Annotated in this window: 14 protein-coding genes; 3 read left to right on the forward strand and 11 right to left on the reverse strand. The window is 45.0% G+C overall.

The window, feature by feature from the left end; genetic code table 11:
• Positions 1 to 152: 152 nt before the first annotated feature.
• The gene (locus HMPREF2794_RS24900; RefSeq protein WP_070753049.1) at positions 153 to 1028 is read left to right on the forward strand and encodes a sugar phosphate isomerase/epimerase family protein; all 876 of its coding nucleotides are present in this window, start codon (positions 153 to 155) and stop codon (positions 1026 to 1028) included.
• 666 nt (positions 1029 to 1694) lie between these two features.
• On the opposite strand, the gene ccsA is transcribed toward HMPREF2794_RS24900, so the two are convergent.
• Genes ccsA through HMPREF2794_RS24955 form a run of 11 tightly spaced genes read right to left on the reverse strand, consistent with a single transcriptional unit; the run spans position 1695 to position 16002 of the window.
• Entirely contained in the window at positions 1695 to 4109 is a 2415-nt protein-coding gene (gene ccsA / locus HMPREF2794_RS24905) for a cytochrome c biogenesis protein CcsA (RefSeq protein ID WP_070752998.1), read from the reverse strand.
• Positions 4110 to 4157: 48 nt separating this feature from the next.
• A complete protein-coding gene (locus HMPREF2794_RS24910; RefSeq protein ID WP_070753000.1) occupies positions 4158 to 5285 on the reverse strand; it encodes a chorismate transformation FkbO/Hyg5 family protein in 1128 nt (375 codons plus the stop codon).
• Positions 5286 to 5324: 39 nt separating this feature from the next.
• The gene (locus HMPREF2794_RS24915; RefSeq protein ID WP_055270089.1) at positions 5325 to 6209 is read right to left on the reverse strand and encodes an aryl-sulfate sulfotransferase; all 885 of its coding nucleotides are present in this window, start codon (positions 6207 to 6209) and stop codon (positions 5325 to 5327) included.
• 57 nt (positions 6210 to 6266) lie between these two features.
• Positions 6267 to 8069: a YncE family protein gene (locus tag HMPREF2794_RS24920; RefSeq protein WP_070753002.1), complete on the reverse strand. Its 1803-nt coding sequence runs from the start codon at positions 8067 to 8069 to the stop codon at positions 6267 to 6269.
• Positions 8069 to 10603: an HzsA-related protein gene (locus HMPREF2794_RS24925; protein WP_070753004.1), complete on the reverse strand. Its 2535-nt coding sequence runs from the start codon at positions 10601 to 10603 to the stop codon at positions 8069 to 8071. Before HMPREF2794_RS24925 ends, HMPREF2794_RS24920 begins: the two co-directional genes overlap by 1 nt.
• A 44-nt stretch (positions 10604 to 10647) precedes the next feature.
• Complete coding sequence (deoC, locus tag HMPREF2794_RS24930; RefSeq protein WP_010537014.1) at positions 10648 to 11364, reverse strand: deoxyribose-phosphate aldolase; 717 nt, start codon at positions 11362 to 11364, stop codon at positions 10648 to 10650.
• 26 nt (positions 11365 to 11390) lie between these two features.
• Positions 11391 to 12425, reverse strand: a complete 1035-nt coding sequence (locus HMPREF2794_RS24935; RefSeq protein ID WP_055270091.1) for a zinc-dependent alcohol dehydrogenase — start codon at positions 12423 to 12425, stop codon at positions 11391 to 11393.
• Between the two features lie 24 nt (positions 12426 to 12449).
• Positions 12450 to 13967: a xylulokinase gene (gene xylB / locus HMPREF2794_RS24940; protein ID WP_055270093.1), complete on the reverse strand. Its 1518-nt coding sequence runs from the start codon at positions 13965 to 13967 to the stop codon at positions 12450 to 12452.
• A 29-nt stretch (positions 13968 to 13996) separates the two neighbouring features.
• Positions 13997 to 14476, reverse strand: a complete 480-nt coding sequence (locus HMPREF2794_RS24945; protein WP_010537011.1) for a Lin0368 family putative glycerol transporter subunit — start codon at positions 14474 to 14476, stop codon at positions 13997 to 13999.
• Between the two features lie 13 nt (positions 14477 to 14489).
• On the reverse strand, positions 14490 to 14861 hold the full coding sequence (locus HMPREF2794_RS24950) for a Lin0368 family putative glycerol transporter subunit (protein WP_055270095.1): 372 nt from the start codon (positions 14859 to 14861) through the stop codon (positions 14490 to 14492).
• 52 nt (positions 14862 to 14913) lie between these two features.
• Positions 14914 to 16002: an SMP-30/gluconolactonase/LRE family protein gene (locus tag HMPREF2794_RS24955; RefSeq protein ID WP_010537009.1), complete on the reverse strand. Its 1089-nt coding sequence runs from the start codon at positions 16000 to 16002 to the stop codon at positions 14914 to 14916.
• A 796-nt stretch (positions 16003 to 16798) separates the two neighbouring features.
• Here HMPREF2794_RS24955 and HMPREF2794_RS24960 point away from each other — a divergent pair.
• Together HMPREF2794_RS24960 and HMPREF2794_RS24965 are read left to right on the forward strand one after the other, a co-directional pair.
• On the forward strand, positions 16799 to 17092 hold the full coding sequence (locus tag HMPREF2794_RS24960; RefSeq protein ID WP_010537008.1) for a hypothetical protein: 294 nt from the start codon (positions 16799 to 16801) through the stop codon (positions 17090 to 17092).
• Positions 17093 to 17105: 13 nt separating this feature from the next.
• Positions 17106 to 17396: a cell division protein ZapA gene (locus HMPREF2794_RS24965; protein ID WP_010537007.1), complete on the forward strand. Its 291-nt coding sequence runs from the start codon at positions 17106 to 17108 to the stop codon at positions 17394 to 17396.
• Positions 17397 to 17501 lie beyond the last annotated feature (105 nt).

Genomic DNA, 17501 nt, shown 5'->3' on the forward strand with positions numbered 1-17501 from the left:
TTTGGTTCCGTAATATCCGCGTGAAGGTTCTGGATTAAAATTACTATTCTATTGCTAATCTGTTTTAAACAACTCCATTGAAGAACTGTCTCAATGATAGCGTTCTTCAATGGAGTTCATGTAAATAAATTCACAAATTAATGTATCATACGATGAAAGCCAGATATTTATTAGTACTATTCGCTTTATTAGTAGCCTTGCCACAAGCAATGAACGCCAAAAAGAAAAAAGAGGTTTCTATCCAACTCTATTCTGTCAGAGATGTAATCAATAAAGGAACTGATCTCAATGTTGTTCTTAAAGATTTAGCTGAGATGGGATATACCAGTATTGAAGCAGCCAATTATGACAACGGAAAGTTCTATGGTAAAACTCCCGAAGAATTCAAGAGTGCAGTAGAAAAAGCCGGTATGACAGTGCTGTCTTCACATTGTTCAAGAGGATTGTCAGGCGAAGAAGTGGCTTCCGGAGACTTCTCCGAATCTTTGAAATGGTGGGATCAAAGCATAGCCGCCCATAAAGCCGCCGGTATGAAATATATCGTAAACCCGGGAATCGGTGTTCCTAAAACAATGAAAGAGATGAAGATGTATTGCGACTATTTCAATGAAATAGGCAAAAGATGTCAGCAGAACGGTATGAAATTCGGATATCATAACCATGCACATGAATTTCAGAAAGTGGAAGACAAAGCGGTTATGTTGGACTATATGATTGAAAATACCAATCCTGAGTATGTCTTCTTTCAGATGGATGTATATTGGATAGTCAGAGGTCAGCACAGTCCGGTAGATTATTTCAATAAATATCCGGGACGCTTCACCATGCTTCACATCAAAGACCACAGAGAACTGGGTCAAAGTGGTATGGTAGGATTCGATGCCATCTTTAATAATGCAAAAACAGCAGGAGTGAAAAATATCGTTGCCGAAATAGAAGATTATAGCTGCCCTGTAATGGAAAGCGTAAAAAAGAGTATAGACTATTTGCTGGAAGCTCCTTTTGTGAAGGCTTCTTATAGTAAATAAGAGTATGTGGTAAGTATCCTTATGCGATAAATCCACTTCTTAGGAAATAACAGAAAAGAAAACTTACGTCAGATAATGTATCAGCATTCCATCTGAACGAAGTCCAATTCTCTGTGTCATGAATGAACATATCATACCTCCTTTTTGCAAAAATAAGCATTTCATTGGAGTTTTCAGTAAATTTGCGGTTAATAAGTAGGAATAAGCCGCATATTTTGCGGCTTATTCCTACTTATTAACCGCATTATCATGACCTACCAGTCATATATTATCAGTTTCTTTATTCTAGTTATTGCATTTAATACCATTGTATATTAGCTTATGTCTGACTTCTTTTTTCATATTTTAAATTCTGAAGAATACTTGCATTGGCACGAATGGTAACATTGTAGTATTACTATTCACTAATCATCTTTCTTATCAAATCTCTATTCTCCAAATCATCCGCATCAATCACCTCGCCATATACCGACCTTACTTTTGCGTTCTTCCTCATTAAGATACACAGTAGTAACAGTACCGGCAAACAACATATTCAGTCGCAAACGGCAAATTGCTATCTGGCAATAGCCCATTCCCAAACAGGAAACACTTCTACGTCTCCCGATACTACAAAAAACAATTGATTCCCTAAACGTATTTAGGTAAAACTGCAATTTTCCCGAATCATACTTCGGTATTCAAACGCCTGCGTGCAAAGAGCCCCAAAGCAAGTACGACACACAACCCTGCTCCCCATATCCATAGCAGTAAATCTCCTCCTTCGGTCTTTCCGTAAGAATGCAGACCGCTCAGGTAGTAATTCACTCCAAACCAGGTCATGATAACAGAAAGAATAGCAACCACTGAAAGCAGATTGAAACACCAGGTTGTCTTGCCTTTCAGCAGAGGGATAAAACGGATATGGAGCACCAGTGCATAGACAACGATGGAAATCAGAGCCCATGTTTCTTTGGGATCCCATCCCCAGTATCTTCCCCACGAGACATTCGCCCAGATGGCACCTAGAAATGTTCCTGCTGTCATAAAGAATAGACCGAGGATCATTGCCATCTCATTCAGTAAGGTAAACTCACGGATACGAAATTGGAGCTTCACCCGGTTGGTGGCAGAGAGCAGACTCATCAAAATGAGATTAAACAGTCCCGTCAGAGCGCAAAGCGCAAAGAATACATAGCCTATCATGATAATGGCGACATGAGACATCAACCAGTACGACTGAAGTACCGGCACCAAAGGAGTAATTTCGGGATTCAGGTGGTTCAATCCTGCCACAAAAAGCATTATTCCACCTAATAACCCTGCAAGTGCGGGGAGAATACGGAACCGGCGGGCAAACAAAAGTCCGCCACCTACCAGCATCCATGAAGTACAGATCATGGACTCGTAAGCATTTGCCCAAGGTGCACGCCCGCTGATATACCAACGCAACAATACACCGGATGTATGAGCCAAAAAGGCGATCACCAGAAGAGCAATTAAAATGCCGCATACCTTTTTTCCCCATTTAAAGTCTGCAATAATCTCACCACAGGCTATAAAAAGTAAAATTCCGCCTAAGATAAGATAAGCCAGACGACACCAGAAAAACAAATTCAGCTGATTATAAAGAAGTTCCGCTTTCACTCTCTGGTTGTCAATAGCGGGAGTCTTACTCTTTGCCTGCTGAAAAATATTCATCATGCCGACAATCTTGTCCGCTTCCTCCCAATTGCCGGAACGAACTCCATTCCCCAGCTCATAGATATACCAATCCATGATTTTGGAAACAAACAAAGAATCTTTTCCCTGAAAAACATTCAGTTCATCTCCTGCCGAATACCATTTCCCCTGTGCATCATTCTCGTCCGGGAAAAGTGGCAGTAACTGATGTTGCATGATACGATATACGATATTCACAGATTCATCCAGTTTCAATAAATCCGAGTCCATCCGTTTCCGTTCCGAAGCGGGTTTGGCGTAGATATCATTCACTTCATCGGTCAGGATATAGTTGCCTTCCGAATCGAAAACGTCCTCCCAGGCAATGTATTTACCGCTCCTGCCAAACCGCTGGAGTAGTTCTTTGTTATCGACTTTAATAAAAGGATAGGCTCCCCATTCGTCGGGAAAAGAGAGCAGGTTCAGGAAAAACTGGTCAGAGTTGATGCCATTCAGTTTATCGGCTCCATAAAGCTTACGCAGAATAGCGGAGGTATAGCTATTGACCGGTTCGAGGCGCCCATTAGGATTCAGCACTACCAGGCTTCCGAATTTCCCGGCGTGCTGAGAAGACACACAAGGTTGCTGTGCGTGTACTGTCTGCCCACCGGCTACACCGGACAAGGCCAAGAGAAACAGTACACAGTAAGGCATGTTTTTCTTCATCTCTCCCAATTCCCTGCGCAGACGACCGAAACGGGATTTCTTACTGAATAATGTAAGCACAAAGCCTGCAAACAGCAAAAAGTATCCTATATATGTAAGTTGCATTCCGGGACGATCGTAACTGACGGACAGAATGGTTCCCTGCTCATCCGGATCGAATGACGACTGAAACAACCGGTATCCGTCTATATCAATCACTTTATTCATACGGACAGTTGCCTGCACTGGAGCCTCATCCCCCTTCTTTATCACCAGATCGCTCTCGTAAGACATCGGGCTATGGGAACCCGGATAGCGTTGCAACCTGAAATCATCCAGAGTAACGGAGAAAGGCAGGGAGGCGTTACCCATCCCTGCACCTTCATCGCGCATCATGCTACTCACCGTTTCCCCCTCACGGATGTGCATGATTCCTGTTACTCCTACATAGTGAGTAACAGCAGCCCCCAACCAAATAAATACAAAAGCCCCATGAAAAATCAAACTTCCTTTACTGATTCTTTTGAAATAGCTTCCCTGAAGAAACATGGCCAGCAGATTGACAGCCTGCAACAACTGCAACAGGATGAACCAGGGAGCATAATAAAAGTGTTCGCGGGCAGCAGCAGGTCCATACGAGTTTTCCACAAATGTGGCTGCCGCCAATATAAGTGCATAGAGTCCCGCCAATACATACATTAACACCGGTGAAGCTATCAGTCGAATCAGTTTCATTCGTTTTTCCGTTATAAGTGATTATCTTCTATCAGTAAGATATGCTTTTTATAAATGAGCAATACCTTCAATCTCTACAAGTAATTCCTCCCTGCACACATCTGCATAAAGATAGGCGACAGGAACGCCCGGACAAAGTTTATCCATATCTTCTTTCACAATCTGCGCATCTTTCTCGTTTTTGAGATATACGCGGAGAAGCTCCAGCTTACCGGAATGTTCCGGTAGTTTCTCCTTTCCCTCTTCCAGACCGATCAGATGCTGGATATTTTCAAGAGTAATCTCTGTTTGCCAAAGCACATCTCCGGTCACCATACTTTCCTCGCCCCGAATAGCAGCCGTCCCGGAAATATAAATCACTTCCTGCTGATGGTCGGACAGTGATTTGCCTCTTTCAAATTTAGGGGTTCCTTTCTCCGTATCCGGTCGATGACTAATCAGTACCTCATCCGAATAAACATGTGCGGCTCTTTGCCAGTCATTATCCAAAGGAATAATCCCAATCTTTCCGCTCACTGCATTGAAGTCGATCTGTATACCACCATGCTGCGCTCCGATTCCCGTTGCTGCCGGATACCCCGACTGCCACTCCGAAGTAGCATAGAACTGGGAACGAACATCATTAAAATCCTGATAGCACTGATTGCCATGTGCAATATCCGTGATGCCTTCCAGATAATTCCATTGACGGACGATATCACCAAAATTCATCTGTTCCGCCTTCAGGATTTCTTCCGCTTTCCGGAAAGTCTGTTCCGACTGTTCACGAATGGGGAGATTCAAATCATCAGCGCAAAGTCCTCCCGCTATGATTTCCCGATAATCGGCAGACGTTATCCGCAGATAGCGGACAGAAGAGGCAAAGCGCTCTTCCAGCGTCACTGCCTCATCAACCGATAACGGTAATGAATGTACTTCCAGCACCAACTCACCTTCCAAAGGCTTTTGGGCCACCACCGAAACAACCGGTCGGGGAGACGGAAAATGGCTGTCTGCCCATTGTTCCAGAAAAGTTCGTTGCTGCCGGTATTCCTGATTATCCTTACAGGCAGTAAAGAAAATAAGGCGGACGACTCTCTCCCTACGAACGGTGGACAGAAGTAATTCTTCTGCCATCCGTTCCCAAGTTTTCCCTTCCGCTTTATAGATTTCACATTTTATTCGATGATACTTCATATTGAAAACCTCAGTGATATTTCATGCACGATGCATGGATTAATGAAAAGAAGCTACTCCTGCCGGTATATCCGCGCTATACACGGAAGACATTGTCTGTAGCTCCGGAGTGTTCTCCAGAGAGTAGAGCACATTCTTCTGACGGTCTACCAACAGCAAATGCACTTTATCTTTCGGATTCACATGTCCTGTCCAGTTCGTAATCAGAAAACGTCCGTCGGAGAAATACTGAAAGCCGCCGAGGAATTTCAAAGGCTTTCCGGGAATATCCGCATTCGACAGTTCCCAAATCGTCTTTCCTTCTCCGGTTACTTCTATCAAACGGGGATTTCCGTCCTTATCTGCTACGGCAATCAACGTATGTCCGTTAGGCAGGCGGGTCAAAGAATGCGGACCGCCGGGAACATCCAGCTTCCACACGACTTTACCGTTCGTATCATATTCCTTCACACACTGATCTCCATAATGTGCCACGAGAAAATGTCCGTTATCCAACCGGCGGGCATTGCGCATAAAGGCGAATCCGCCATCTTTCACGCCTTCCGGCAAAATGCAGACTTCCTTCACAATCTTCCCCTTCGGAGATATCTCCAGCATCCGTCCGGACACACATTCACCGACAAATGTATTGCCGTTCTTCAAACGTTGACAGGCAAAAATCGGACTTTGGGACTCATAATGAAAGATGGTATCGTTCTGACGAGTCATCTCGAGCACTCCGTGTCCGGTGGTGAAAAGGATATTGCCATTAGGCAATATCCATAAGTCATTTGAATCGGGGGCTTTGTGTTTCCATACAATCCGGTTGTTTTCCATCACAAATACGATCCCTTGCGAATAATCGGCTCCGGCAAATGTCTTTGTCTGTGCAAACAGAGACACAGAGAACAGAACTGCCAAAATCGAAATATATATTCTTGTCATAAATAATAAGTCTGAATTAGTATTATTATAAAGAAGCTTTCAAGCACCGATTACTCACTACAGGGATAATACATATTCCTCCAACTCTTCCAGTTCCTTTTCAGTAACAGGCTTATGAGGTCCGTGTATCTTCAGCATATCTTTCATCGAGTAGCTGCGTCCGTCATAAAGATAAGGAGCCGTACGCCAGCATTCGTTCAAAGCAGGAACGTCCATCGACAACCCTTTATCCGGTCCGGTGGTCCAGTCTACCTTATACTGTTTCTGGTCTGTGTAGTATTCGCCTGAATGACAGCTTGCACAGTTCTCTTCAAATATCTTCTTTCCCTTCTTCGCTTTCCCGGAAAGTTTGCCATTCACCAGATAAGGGCTTGGCAATGGTTTCAGAGATTTCAGATATTCGTCGATAGATTCATAGATTTCATCATTTCCTTCCATAAACAGAATGTACTTCACACCCGAACGTACTGCCACTTCAGCATTCTTACGGATACCGGTAGCCATACAAGGCGGAGTCTGATGTGAAAGCAACAGTGTCTTCGTGTTCTTCGGATTTCCCATGCCGTCGTTCAGCAAGTCCCAGTTAAGTCCGTCCATGCGCGCATCGTTCGGATGGCAGGTAGCGCAACTCTGCCAGTTCTGGAAGCAGATTGTCGCATCATGGAAATACATGTCTCCCTTGCCTACTTTGGTGAAAGCCAGCGGAGCACCCAAAACTTGTTTATTGAGATTCTTGCCGTTCATATCCATAGAAACCAGTTCCGAAGTATAATAATTGGCTGTATAAATCTTATTGCCGGTAGCAACAACCGAACGGGGACCTTTACCCTGTGTAGGGATAAAGTCGCGGATGCCATACAAAAAACCGGCATCATTCGGTATATTATTCCAGGACTTCACGGAAGGTGTCACCATCACTCCTTGTTTTGCCTTCGCCAGACGTTCGTGCAGGGCAATGCGGTCAATGCGAACCAGCTCCTGACTTCCGGCAGCAGCTACAATAATCTGCTTGTCATCCGGGGTGACAATCACCGACCACGGATTGGCAGCTCCTTTTTGGGGAGTATCCAACAATACGGAAGTCAGCAGCTTTCTCGCCTTCAGATCGATAATGGACAACGTATTCGTAGCCATCCATCCGCGATCCAGCTGATTGGTAGGCAACTGATAACGGGCAATCAAGTGAGTGACATACGCATACGCACGATTCTTGTCTACCGCTATCGATTTCACATCTGTAGAACCGTTGGGAAGCATGATACGGCTTGCCACCTTCTTTGAAGACACATCGACGATATCGAGCTGGGCTGCAAGCGGATAGGCTGTAGACGGCATTTCCGGCATATTGTTTGCTATCAGCAGACAAGAGTCACCGGCAAAGGAAGCCATTGCCACCGGCTCACGTCCGACAGTGATTTTCGCTTTTACCTTACGTGTTGCGGGGTCTATCTCCCACAGCTCGTTGTTGAACCGTTGTGCTACCCAAAGTGATTGAGACAAAGGGTTGTACAAAATATCCGAAGGAGTAGCACCGCTTTTTATTTTAGACTGTATCGAAAGTTTTTTTCCGTCCAGTTGGTACATCATGCCGTAGTTTCCGTCGCACACTACCCAGAGGTTTCCGTCAGGGTCTTGTGTCATGGCGTTGACCGGAGAAGAGAACTCCACTTTTTGTTCCATCTCCTTTCCGTCAGCCGACATTTTTATCAGTTCGCTGCCTGCTCTGTTGGTAACAAACAAGGATTTTCCATTATCCGCCAAAAACAGACGATCCGGCGAAATAACTGTCTGATCAGCATCTTTCGCAGCAGTGCAAAGAAGTACAGCTATGATACTAACAGGTATTAATATCTTTTTCATTATTTCTGTTGTTTAGTTTGAAGGGATTGAATGTACTGGCGAATATTCTCCTGCTCTTCCGCACGAGCTGCTTTCCGTTTCTTGTCGTAGCGGTCGTAATATTCGAGGTCATGTTGTGACCAGTTGTTCGCTTCACGGTAATCTCCGATCTGAGGAACGAGCAAGTCGATCCAGAGAGAAACTTTACGTATCTCCTGCGGAGTCAGTTTGGTGCCTCCATGACCTTCTTCCAGACGTTTGATCAGATTACTTGTGTTAGACCCTGCAAAATAAGGAGGTAACAAAGTCGGCTCGGACAAAGCGCTGATCCAGTTTACTTCCGGATGATGGGCATTGCCTCTCCACGGACCGTCGGGACCATCCATACGGGCATGCGTCAGACTCAGATAAGACTGTGCATATTTTCTCTTGCTTCGCTTATCAAACACCTGCAACTCGCCTTTCAGACTCATCGGCTGTTTCACTCCGTCATGGCAAGAAATACAATGCTTGTCCCAGATCGGCTGAATTTCTTTCAGATAGCTGAAGTTACGTTCTCCCATTTCATCTTCCGGTGTCAAAGCCTTAATACCTTTGTTCATTGCCATAGATACCGGATGTCCTGCCACCGGAACGGTGTTCTTATGTTCATGACATCCCACACAACTCTGTACCTCGTTCGGCTGGAGGGTAGACCAGCTGCGCATAGTCTGTACCACACGGCCATTTTCATCCAATGCCTGGAAATATAACGGTCTGCGTGCAGGAACTTTAAAGAAAGCAGAGCCATCCGGATATACATCGGTCACTCCTATCACTCTCTTCACATCCCAGGCAGCATTACCTACTCCTACCGGAGAACTGGCCAATGCACCTCCTCCTTTATCATCACCGTTCACTTCACCGATACCTGCCGCACGGAACTGTATTTCTACCACACGAAGCTGCTTGATCGTTCCCGGTTTCACACCTTTCAAACCATTGCCTTCGTAAATGTTCTGCATATAATACACACCGTCATTCTTCGTATAGTCTACCGAAGACGAACGCTGGAAGGGACGGGTGCGCGGAGCCACCAATATAGGCTGGTTGCAGGATATCTTCGAATCGGAAACGAGCAATTCACGTTCTCCGTCTACATTCATCCAATAGATTCCAAATTCCATCGGATGTCCGACATAATATCCCAGCGGAGTATAAGAAATAAGAAAATCCGTTTCATTCATCGGGAAAGGATGCTGGTACTGATCAGTAAACTGTCCGTAGCTGTCGATACGTTCTGCTTCGGGCTTGCGAAGCGGAGCTACGAACATCGTTCCTTCATTCTCGTCACGTCCGGCTTCGGGATCGATAATACCCAATTTACCATGTTGAGGAGTATGATGTCCCATAAATACAGTCATCACTTTACGAGTACCGGGAATCTGGCGGGTTTGTGCCACCGTCGTCGGGAACCAGCTGTTCATACCGTAATATTCCGCCTGTCCTGTTCCATCAGGATTCATCTGGAACAACGGTTGTGCCCATACCTGTCCGCGGTCGTTATAATCCCAACGGGTATAAACGATACGACCGTCATCGAGCAATGTAGGAGTAACGGTATGCACCTGGTCGAAACCTACCTGGCGCATATAGCGTCCTTCTCTGTCACACAAGTACATATTGCTGACTTCGGTAAACCAGCAGTCTACCGCACTTCCGCAACGGGTGGAGTTGAAAAGGATATTTTCATCGGGCAAATAGATTCCTTCGATATCAGCATGTCCCTTACCGAAAGTCAACTGCTTGATATCGCGAGTCTTCAGGTCCATCTCATACAAATGGAAATCGTCTTCCTTAGCCGACTTCTTCCATGAGAAAAGCAGATGCTGACCATCGAAATGCAGATTCGGATCACGATATACACCATCTTCATCTGTCATCAGTGTTTCCTCTTCCGCCCAGATGCCGTTCATCTTAATCTTCGACAATGTACCGCCTGCAATGTAATTACATTCGGCACGGGCATCCGAAGCTCCTTCGGTATAAGCGAAGAAGGAAGGACGCAGTGTTCTGAACTTTGTGAATACAATTTCCGGACTGTTGGCAGTGAATGAAGCCAGACGCTTTGCACGTCTTGCTTCACATGCTTTCAGATAGGCCTGAAAAGCGGCTGTAATACTTTCCGGAGTATCATTGACGGTAGTAGTGACATTCAGCTTCTGCAAACGCATGGAAAGCTGACGGCTGAGAGTGCCTCTAAACCAATTGACATCTTTGCCATCTTTTTCATTCTTCGCATCTTGTCCGTCCTGCAGCCACCAATCGTAATAGACCGGATAGGTGTGCATCAGCATCCGGTGCGTATCTCTCATTTTACGATCTAATTCTTCTCTATGATTATCTTTCTTCCTTATCGCCTGCACTTCTGCAAACTGCTTTTGCATTTCGGCGATAAAACCGTTTGTGTCGATCGGCTGAAAAGAAGTGTCTTTCGTTTGCCAGGCAACGACAGAGACGAGCATGCAACATGCCATCCCCCACTTCAACAGCTTCATTAATCTTGATTTTATCATTTTGATTTCTTATTTACCTTAATTACCATCCTGAAAAAGAGATATTACATGCCTTTCTTCAATTCTTTATAGGCTTCCACAATCTGAATACCGCTTGAAGTACCGATACGGGTAGCTCCCACCTGAATTAAAGCCAAAGCAGTCTCCAGGTCACGGATACCGCCCGCAGCTTTCACACCAATTTCCGAACCGACTACACGACGCATCAACGCTACATCATGCACATTGGCTCCCGCTGTGCCGAATCCGGTAGAAGTTTTCACAAAGTCTACACCGGCCTCTTTGGCAATGCGGCATACTGTCTCTTTCTCTTCGTCAGACAGATAGCAAGTTTCAAGAATCACTTTACAGATCACTCCGGCAGGTTTGCAGATAGAAACCATATCTTCGATTTCTTTCTTTACGATGTCAGTCTGTCCTTTCTGTAAAGCACGGACATTGATCACTGTATCTATTTCTGTGGCACCTTTGGCAATGGCATCACGAGTTTCAAATGCTTTGCATTCTACCGTATTCTGTCCCAGAGGGAAACCGATAGCTGCTCCTACACGTACTCCGGAACCTTCGAGCAATTTCACGCAAGTTTCTACTTCCGCAGGATTGATAGCTACCATCGCAAACTTATACTGACGGGCTTCGGCACAAAGTTTTTCTATATTTTCGGCTGTTCCGAAAGGTTTAAGGAATGTATGGTCAATCATTCCTGCCAATTGTTCTACTGATAAATTTGCAATTACTTCGTTTATATTCTTAGTTTCCATTCTTATAAGGTATTTAATTATGTTAGTTAAAAAATCAATACACACTTCAATACTTCGCCACGTTTCACTGCAGCAAAGGCTTCTTCAATTTCTTCTATCTTGAAACGGTGTGTGATAAAGTCGGATGCAGAAAGTCTGCCTTCCTCAATCCATTGAGCCAGCGTGGTCATAGCCGCTTTCTCTTCCGAACGGGTAGGCCACTGATGCATGTGCAGGTCAAAGTTATAAGGTGCTTTCGACAAGTCGAATGTCGGATTTTTCGTCATAACACCATACACACAGACGTCTCCGCCCATCTTTACCAACGGCAATACGGAATTGACTACTACATCGAGTCCTACGGCGTCAATCACTGCATCGTAAGAGCGGTTGGCGGCTGCTATAAATTCCGGTGTGCTGATTTCGGCAGGTGTATATCCATTGTCGGCTCCCATACGGCGGGCAACTTCCAGTTTGGCAGGAAGCATATCAACAATATCAATCTGCCCCAGGCCGAAGAGTTTGCCCAGCTTTACGAAGCTCAATCCTACCGGACCGGAACCTACTACAATCACTTTCTTTCCCGGAGTCAGGTTGAAATCCTTGAAAGCTCCCAGTACTTCACGCCAGGTACAGGAAATTACCGCTTCTTCCGGCTGCACATGCGAAGGAACCGAATTCTGAATTTCAAAGCTGTCCCAGCATCCCTGTTCGGGTGTGGCAAGTCCTTCTTCCTTCAGCACTTCGAAGTCATTCACTACTACATATTCGCTGAAACCGCCCCAGCCGCTATTAATGCCTTGCGCGCCAAAGTCGGAAATGAGGCCGCCGATCGCACGATCGCCTACTTTAAAGTTGCGAACCTTCTCGCCTGCCGCTACTACGATTCCGGCATTCTCATGTCCCAGAGCCAACGGATATGCATCTACGCCGGGAAAATGTCCGGCAATCAGTTTACTGTCGGTAGCGTTACACAATGCCACCATTTCTGTTTTTACCAATGCCTGATATGCATTGATTGCAGGTGTTTCCACCTCTCGTATTTCAATTTTGCCGGGAGCCGGCACAATCACAGTTTTCATTGTATTCTTATTCGATTATATAATTTATAGTTCAGTTTTCGCTATCTCGGTGTACATCTCACACAATGCATGATAAGCCTGATCGAAAACAGGCATCCAGGCTTCATACTTCTTCACGTTCTCCGGAATCGGCTGTACGGTCTGTTCAATACGAACAAAACGGTCGATCACAGAGAAGTCCTTAAATATACCCGCACCGATACCTGCCAGAATAGCAGCTCCCATCGAAGTCGCTTCTTCCAGATAATTGGGTACGCGGATTTCCGCCTGATAGATATCTGCCATCATCTGACGCCAGATCGGATTCTGTGCACATCCGCCAATCACTGTTACCTGATCGATAGGAACATGCTTGCGGAAGATGTTCACAATAAATCCGAGATTTAAAGTGATGCCTTCCATGACGGCGCGCAACATATCTCCGTGTGTATGCCCCAGCGTCAGACCGATGAATGCACCTTTGGCATCAACATTCCAGCGAGGAGTACGCTCACCCAGCATATAGGGTAAGAAGAGTAGCTTGTTGGCACCGATCGGAGATGAGATAATTTGTTCGTCAATCAGTTCGAATACGCTGCGTCCTGACTGAGCCGCCAGTGTCCGTTCGTTTTGACACAACTGGTTAATCATCCAGTTGTAAGAAGAACCTGCCGCCTGCATTGTTCCCGACGGATGCAGCATACCCGGTACTACGTGCGCCCAGTTCATCGTGCGACGCTGTTCGTCCACAATCGGCTTTTCCACCGTCAGTGCTACCCAGGATGAAGACCCCAGATAATTGTATGCATTGCCCGGAGCCACACAGCCTACTCCTACTCCGGCACAGCTGCCGTCGCCACCACCACAGATGACGGGAGTTCCGGCAAGCAATCCTGTTTCACGGGCTGCTTCGCCTGTCACTTCCCCGATGACATCGATAGAAGAACGGACTTCCGGAAATAAAGAAAGATCGAGTTCTGCCGCTTCAATGATTTCTTCGCTCCATTGCCAACGATTCAGATCATAGGCGTTCGTACCCGAAGCATCTGAAGGGTCAGTGGCAATAGTACCACACAAACGGTAGTTAATATAGTCTTTTGCATTCAGCATCTTTGCTGTCTGCGCGAAGATTTCCGGTTCGTGCTTCTTCACCCACATCAGTTTTTCTACAGAGTAGGAAGCGCTGATTCTGTGTCCCGTGATCTCATAGAAATGCAGCGGGTCTATCTTATCGGTCAACTTTGCTTCTTCTTCCTGCGAACGCTGGTCACAGTAGAGCATGTGCGGACGAAGCGGCTGACCGTTCTTATCCACACAAAGACATCCCATCATTTGTCCGCTAAGTGCTACTCCTGCGATATCATTGGGCGATACCAGTTCGAGAAGTGCCTGTGTTGTGTCTACAATAGCTTTCCACCAATGGTGCGGATTCTGTTCCGCCCGGTTGCCGGAAGCGTAGTCGGTAGGGTAAGCAGCAGTACGCGAAGCTACCAAAAGCCCCGATTCATCGAACAAAGTTGCTTTGTTCCCGCTAGTACCCAGATCGTGTGCTAATATATACATGTTATATTTTCCTTTTTCAGTTAATTGATTTAGAGTGCCGCATTTGTATATCCGGTAAGTCCGACAAAGATTCCTCCGGCAATACCACCCAGAATAATCACCAGCCAACGGGGAAACGCTTCTTTCAGTAATCCGCTGCGCGTACCTTTCGGCGCACACAGCACATCAGCCAGAATAAAGCCCATCGCAATTGCCCATCCCATGTCTACCCAGGGAGCACTGCCACGGTTTCCCTGATGAATGAGACTGAATTGCATCGGTAAACCGTCGGCATCATTCAGCAGCCCGGTAGAAAAACCGAAACCGGGAAGTTTGTGATTCACCAGCCAGAAAGTACCAATGATAAGGGCAGCTGCCATAAAACCGCCTATCGGACCGAAGTCCTTCACCAATTTAGGCCAGCTCATCAATACGGTAAACGTCACGGCAAAAGCACCGAAAATACTTGTTATGATTCCGGCATTATACATGCCCAACCATTCATTGTAGGTTTGCAACCATTCACTCATTGTATCCTCCTCCTTAATTTATTTTCCGGGCACAATCGCACGAACGGATTTTCCATACCACAATTCCGGCCAATGCGCCGCCAATCAGGCAGCATACCAGCGTGGGTACGGCATAAAAGAAATTAGTAATATCTCCCTGAAAGCGGACAATTCCCCAAGTGATCCCGGCAGAACCAATGCACCAGCCCTGATCCAGCCATATTTTTCCCGGAGGATTCAGAATCGCTCCATTATAGTGATTCATATACCACATGATGCCGATAATCAGCGTTGCCGCCAGCCAGCCTCCCATCAGACCGTATGTCTTCCAAAGTTCGGGCCAGATGCCGAATGCAAAGCCGCCACAGATAGCAGAACCGGCAAATGTCGATAGATAGTGTTTCATATTATTAATAATGTGTTTTATTAGATTGATGATAGTAGATTTGCGCGGGATATTACTCCAATGCCAGTTTAGCCAATGTGAAAGGCTTATCGTGTTTGGTATTCACCTTGTCCGGTCCGGTCACCAGGTCGAAGCAGGATACAATCACCTGACCGTTCCATACGATCGGTTCGCCGGGCTGATCCAGTCCGCCATCGCTTCCGTCGCAATCGGGACTTTGCGCAATGCGCTCAATCTTTCCGTTTTTATCTACACGCGCAACGGCATTTGCAGAGAAGTCTGCTACCCAGATGTTACCTTTATCGTCGATACACATACCGTCTGTAGTACGAAGTTGAGTCGTATCCTGTGCCCAGACGTCGTTGCTGACTACTTTTCCTTCCGCGTCCATCTTGATACGATGAATAGCACCGTCACCAAAGTTGCCTACAAAAAGGTCGCCTGCCTCGTTAAATACAATTCCGTCCAGTCCGTACTGCACTTCGGGATTTTTGGTGATTACCGTAGTCAGCAAGTTCTTATCAGCCGAAGTGTTGGTTACTACAATGTCACGATCGTTCATGTCAAAACAGTATACGCCACTGACAAGCAGACCGGAAGGGTCTTTTATCTGCGACAATGAACTTTGAGTCACATATAATTTTCCGTCACGAATACGAATACCGTTCGGATGCTCCAGACCGGATGCTACCGTAATGGTTTCTTTCAACTGGTCATTTTCAAACTTCAAACGAAGTACACGTCCTTTGTTCTTTGCTTTCTCTGCACCGCTCCAGCCTTGATTGTCACTGATAAACAAGTCACCTTCTTCGTTGAAGGCAAGCCCCATCGGAGAAGCCCATCCGGTTTCTTCCAACACAGGAACATCGAGCCATTTCGAAACCGATCCGTCCTTAGTAATACGCATCAGACAAGCAGGCTGTGTGATATCTGCAAAATTGGGACATGCCAGAATCAAATCTCCATTAGGAGCAATAGCCATACCGTCCGGAGTCGGACAATAATCAGGCAATGATACAAACAGTTCACTCTTTTGCGGAAGAGTATTCTCTCCTGTCTTTTGTTTGGGAGAAGTACATTGAATACAAGTTGCTCCAATCAAAGAAGCAGAAATAAGAGATAGTAAATAATACTTTTTCATGGTTAGCTGATACAAATATTTATGTTTATAATTTGAGTCCGTTAGTTCGGTACGCAAACTTACTGGAAAATCTCTGTAAAAAAGGAAAACGACAAATCAATAAAGGACAATATTTGTTCATTATGACGCAAAAATGCCCTATTTTCCATCTGAAAAGGAAATTTTCCTTCAACAAATAATTATTTTCATCTCTTGATTATCCACCGACAGGAAACTCAATAATAATAGAAACCACATTATTTTATGAACGAATTAAAAGACCGAAACCACTAAAAAGAAGAGTTTATTTAGAATGCACCAGGGTAACGAAGAGAGGGGTAGCAAACAAGTGATCACCAAGAAAAGATAAAGAATAAAGTCATGAGATTCATGAATAATGCAGTTTGAAAAGGGGGAATGTATAAAGCAGTGCTTTGAGTGAGCCAAAGCTATGCTTTAAGAGTCGTAAAGCTTAGCTTTGGCTCATGCAAAGCACTAAGTTATCAACAGGTACAATAAGTACACTTTTCTAAGGCTTCCTTTAGCACACACACGCACGAACATTAATTATATACGCGATATATATACGTGCGCACATACGCACGCCTGTGTGTGAAAAAATTATAGGGTGTACCTAATGTACCTTTTGTACCTGCCGGGTTGTTCATAAAGAAAAGATTTACACAGATAGTCTCATGTATTTTATCTCCTTCACCCATGTAATCCACTATTTTAAGGCTAAAAAGCATATTTTCTCCCGAAAAGTTTTTGTAATATCAGAGTTAATCGTATTTTTGTGTACAATTTTGGTGTAGTAATGACAGAAGAAGAAAAAAAGTTATTGAGTACCTTTGAAACGCAGCTACGGCATTTAATGTATTTGCACGATGAATTAAAGCGTGAAAATGCTGGGTTGAGAAAACTTCTTGAAAACGAAAAGTTAAAGAACGAGAAGGTGCAAGCTCAGTATGATGAATTGGAAGTCAACTATACAAACCTAAAAACAGCTACGACAATCAGCCTTAACGGCAGCGACGTAAAAGAGACGAAGCTGCGATTGTCAAAATTAGTGCGTGAAGTCGATAAATGCATCGCTTTATTAAACGAGTAAAGAAGAAAGATGTATGAACGATAAAATAAAGATAAACCTGCAAATAGCAGACTCAAACTACCCGTTAACCATTAACCGACAGGAAGAAGAAATGGTACGGGAAGCAGCCAAGCAGGTAAACATCAGGCTTAATGCGTACCGGGAATACTATAAAAACCTTGAACCGGAAAAGATTATTGCCATGGTAGCCTATCAGTTCTCGTTGGAGAAACTGCAATTAATGCAACGTAACGATACCACTCCGTATACGGAAAAGGTAAAAGAACTAACGGAATTGCTGGAGGATTATTTCCAAAAAGAATAATGCCACCGAGCTATTCACTGATAAAGAAAACACCACGCACTGCAGAATATCCGAGCAATGACTGTTTTGATATTTGGCGGTGCGTTTTTATTTATATAACTAAAT

This window comes from Bacteroides sp. HMSC067B03 (assembly GCF_001811315.1).
GTDB lineage: Bacteria > Bacteroidota > Bacteroidia > Bacteroidales > Bacteroidaceae > Bacteroides > Bacteroides faecis.

Bases quoted from the DNA above. Each gene is read 5' to 3' on its own strand.
- HMPREF2794_RS24955 (WP_010537009.1), bottom strand. From the start codon at position 16,002: ATGAAAAAGTATTATTTACTATCTCTTATTTCTGCTTCTTTGATTGGA.
- xylB (WP_055270093.1), bottom strand. From the start codon at position 13,967: ATGTATATATTAGCACACGATCTGGGTACTAGCGGGAACAAAGCAACT.
- HMPREF2794_RS24915 (WP_055270089.1), bottom strand. From the start codon at position 6,209: ATGACAAGAATATATATTTCGATTTTGGCAGTTCTGTTCTCTGTGTCT.
- HMPREF2794_RS24960 (WP_010537008.1), top strand. From the start codon at position 16,799: ATGACAGAAGAAGAAAAAAAGTTATTGAGTACCTTTGAAACGCAGCTA.
- HMPREF2794_RS24945 (WP_010537011.1), bottom strand. From the start codon at position 14,476: ATGAGTGAATGGTTGCAAACCTACAATGAATGGTTGGGCATGTATAAT.
- HMPREF2794_RS24935 (WP_055270091.1), bottom strand. From the start codon at position 12,425: ATGAAAACTGTGATTGTGCCGGCTCCCGGCAAAATTGAAATACGAGAG.
- deoC (WP_010537014.1), bottom strand. From the start codon at position 11,364: ATGGAAACTAAGAATATAAACGAAGTAATTGCAAATTTATCAGTAGAA.
- HMPREF2794_RS24910 (WP_070753000.1), bottom strand. From the start codon at position 5,285: ATGAAGTATCATCGAATAAAATGTGAAATCTATAAAGCGGAAGGGAAA.
- HMPREF2794_RS24950 (WP_055270095.1), bottom strand. From the start codon at position 14,861: ATGAAACACTATCTATCGACATTTGCCGGTTCTGCTATCTGTGGCGGC.
- HMPREF2794_RS24965 (WP_010537007.1), top strand. From the start codon at position 17,106: ATGAACGATAAAATAAAGATAAACCTGCAAATAGCAGACTCAAACTAC.
- HMPREF2794_RS24900 (WP_070753049.1), top strand. From the start codon at position 153: ATGAAAGCCAGATATTTATTAGTACTATTCGCTTTATTAGTAGCCTTG.
- HMPREF2794_RS24925 (WP_070753004.1), bottom strand. From the start codon at position 10,603: ATGATAAAATCAAGATTAATGAAGCTGTTGAAGTGGGGGATGGCATGT.
- ccsA (WP_070752998.1), bottom strand. From the start codon at position 4,109: ATGAAACTGATTCGACTGATAGCTTCACCGGTGTTAATGTATGTATTG.
- HMPREF2794_RS24920 (WP_070753002.1), bottom strand. From the start codon at position 8,069: ATGAAAAAGATATTAATACCTGTTAGTATCATAGCTGTACTTCTTTGC.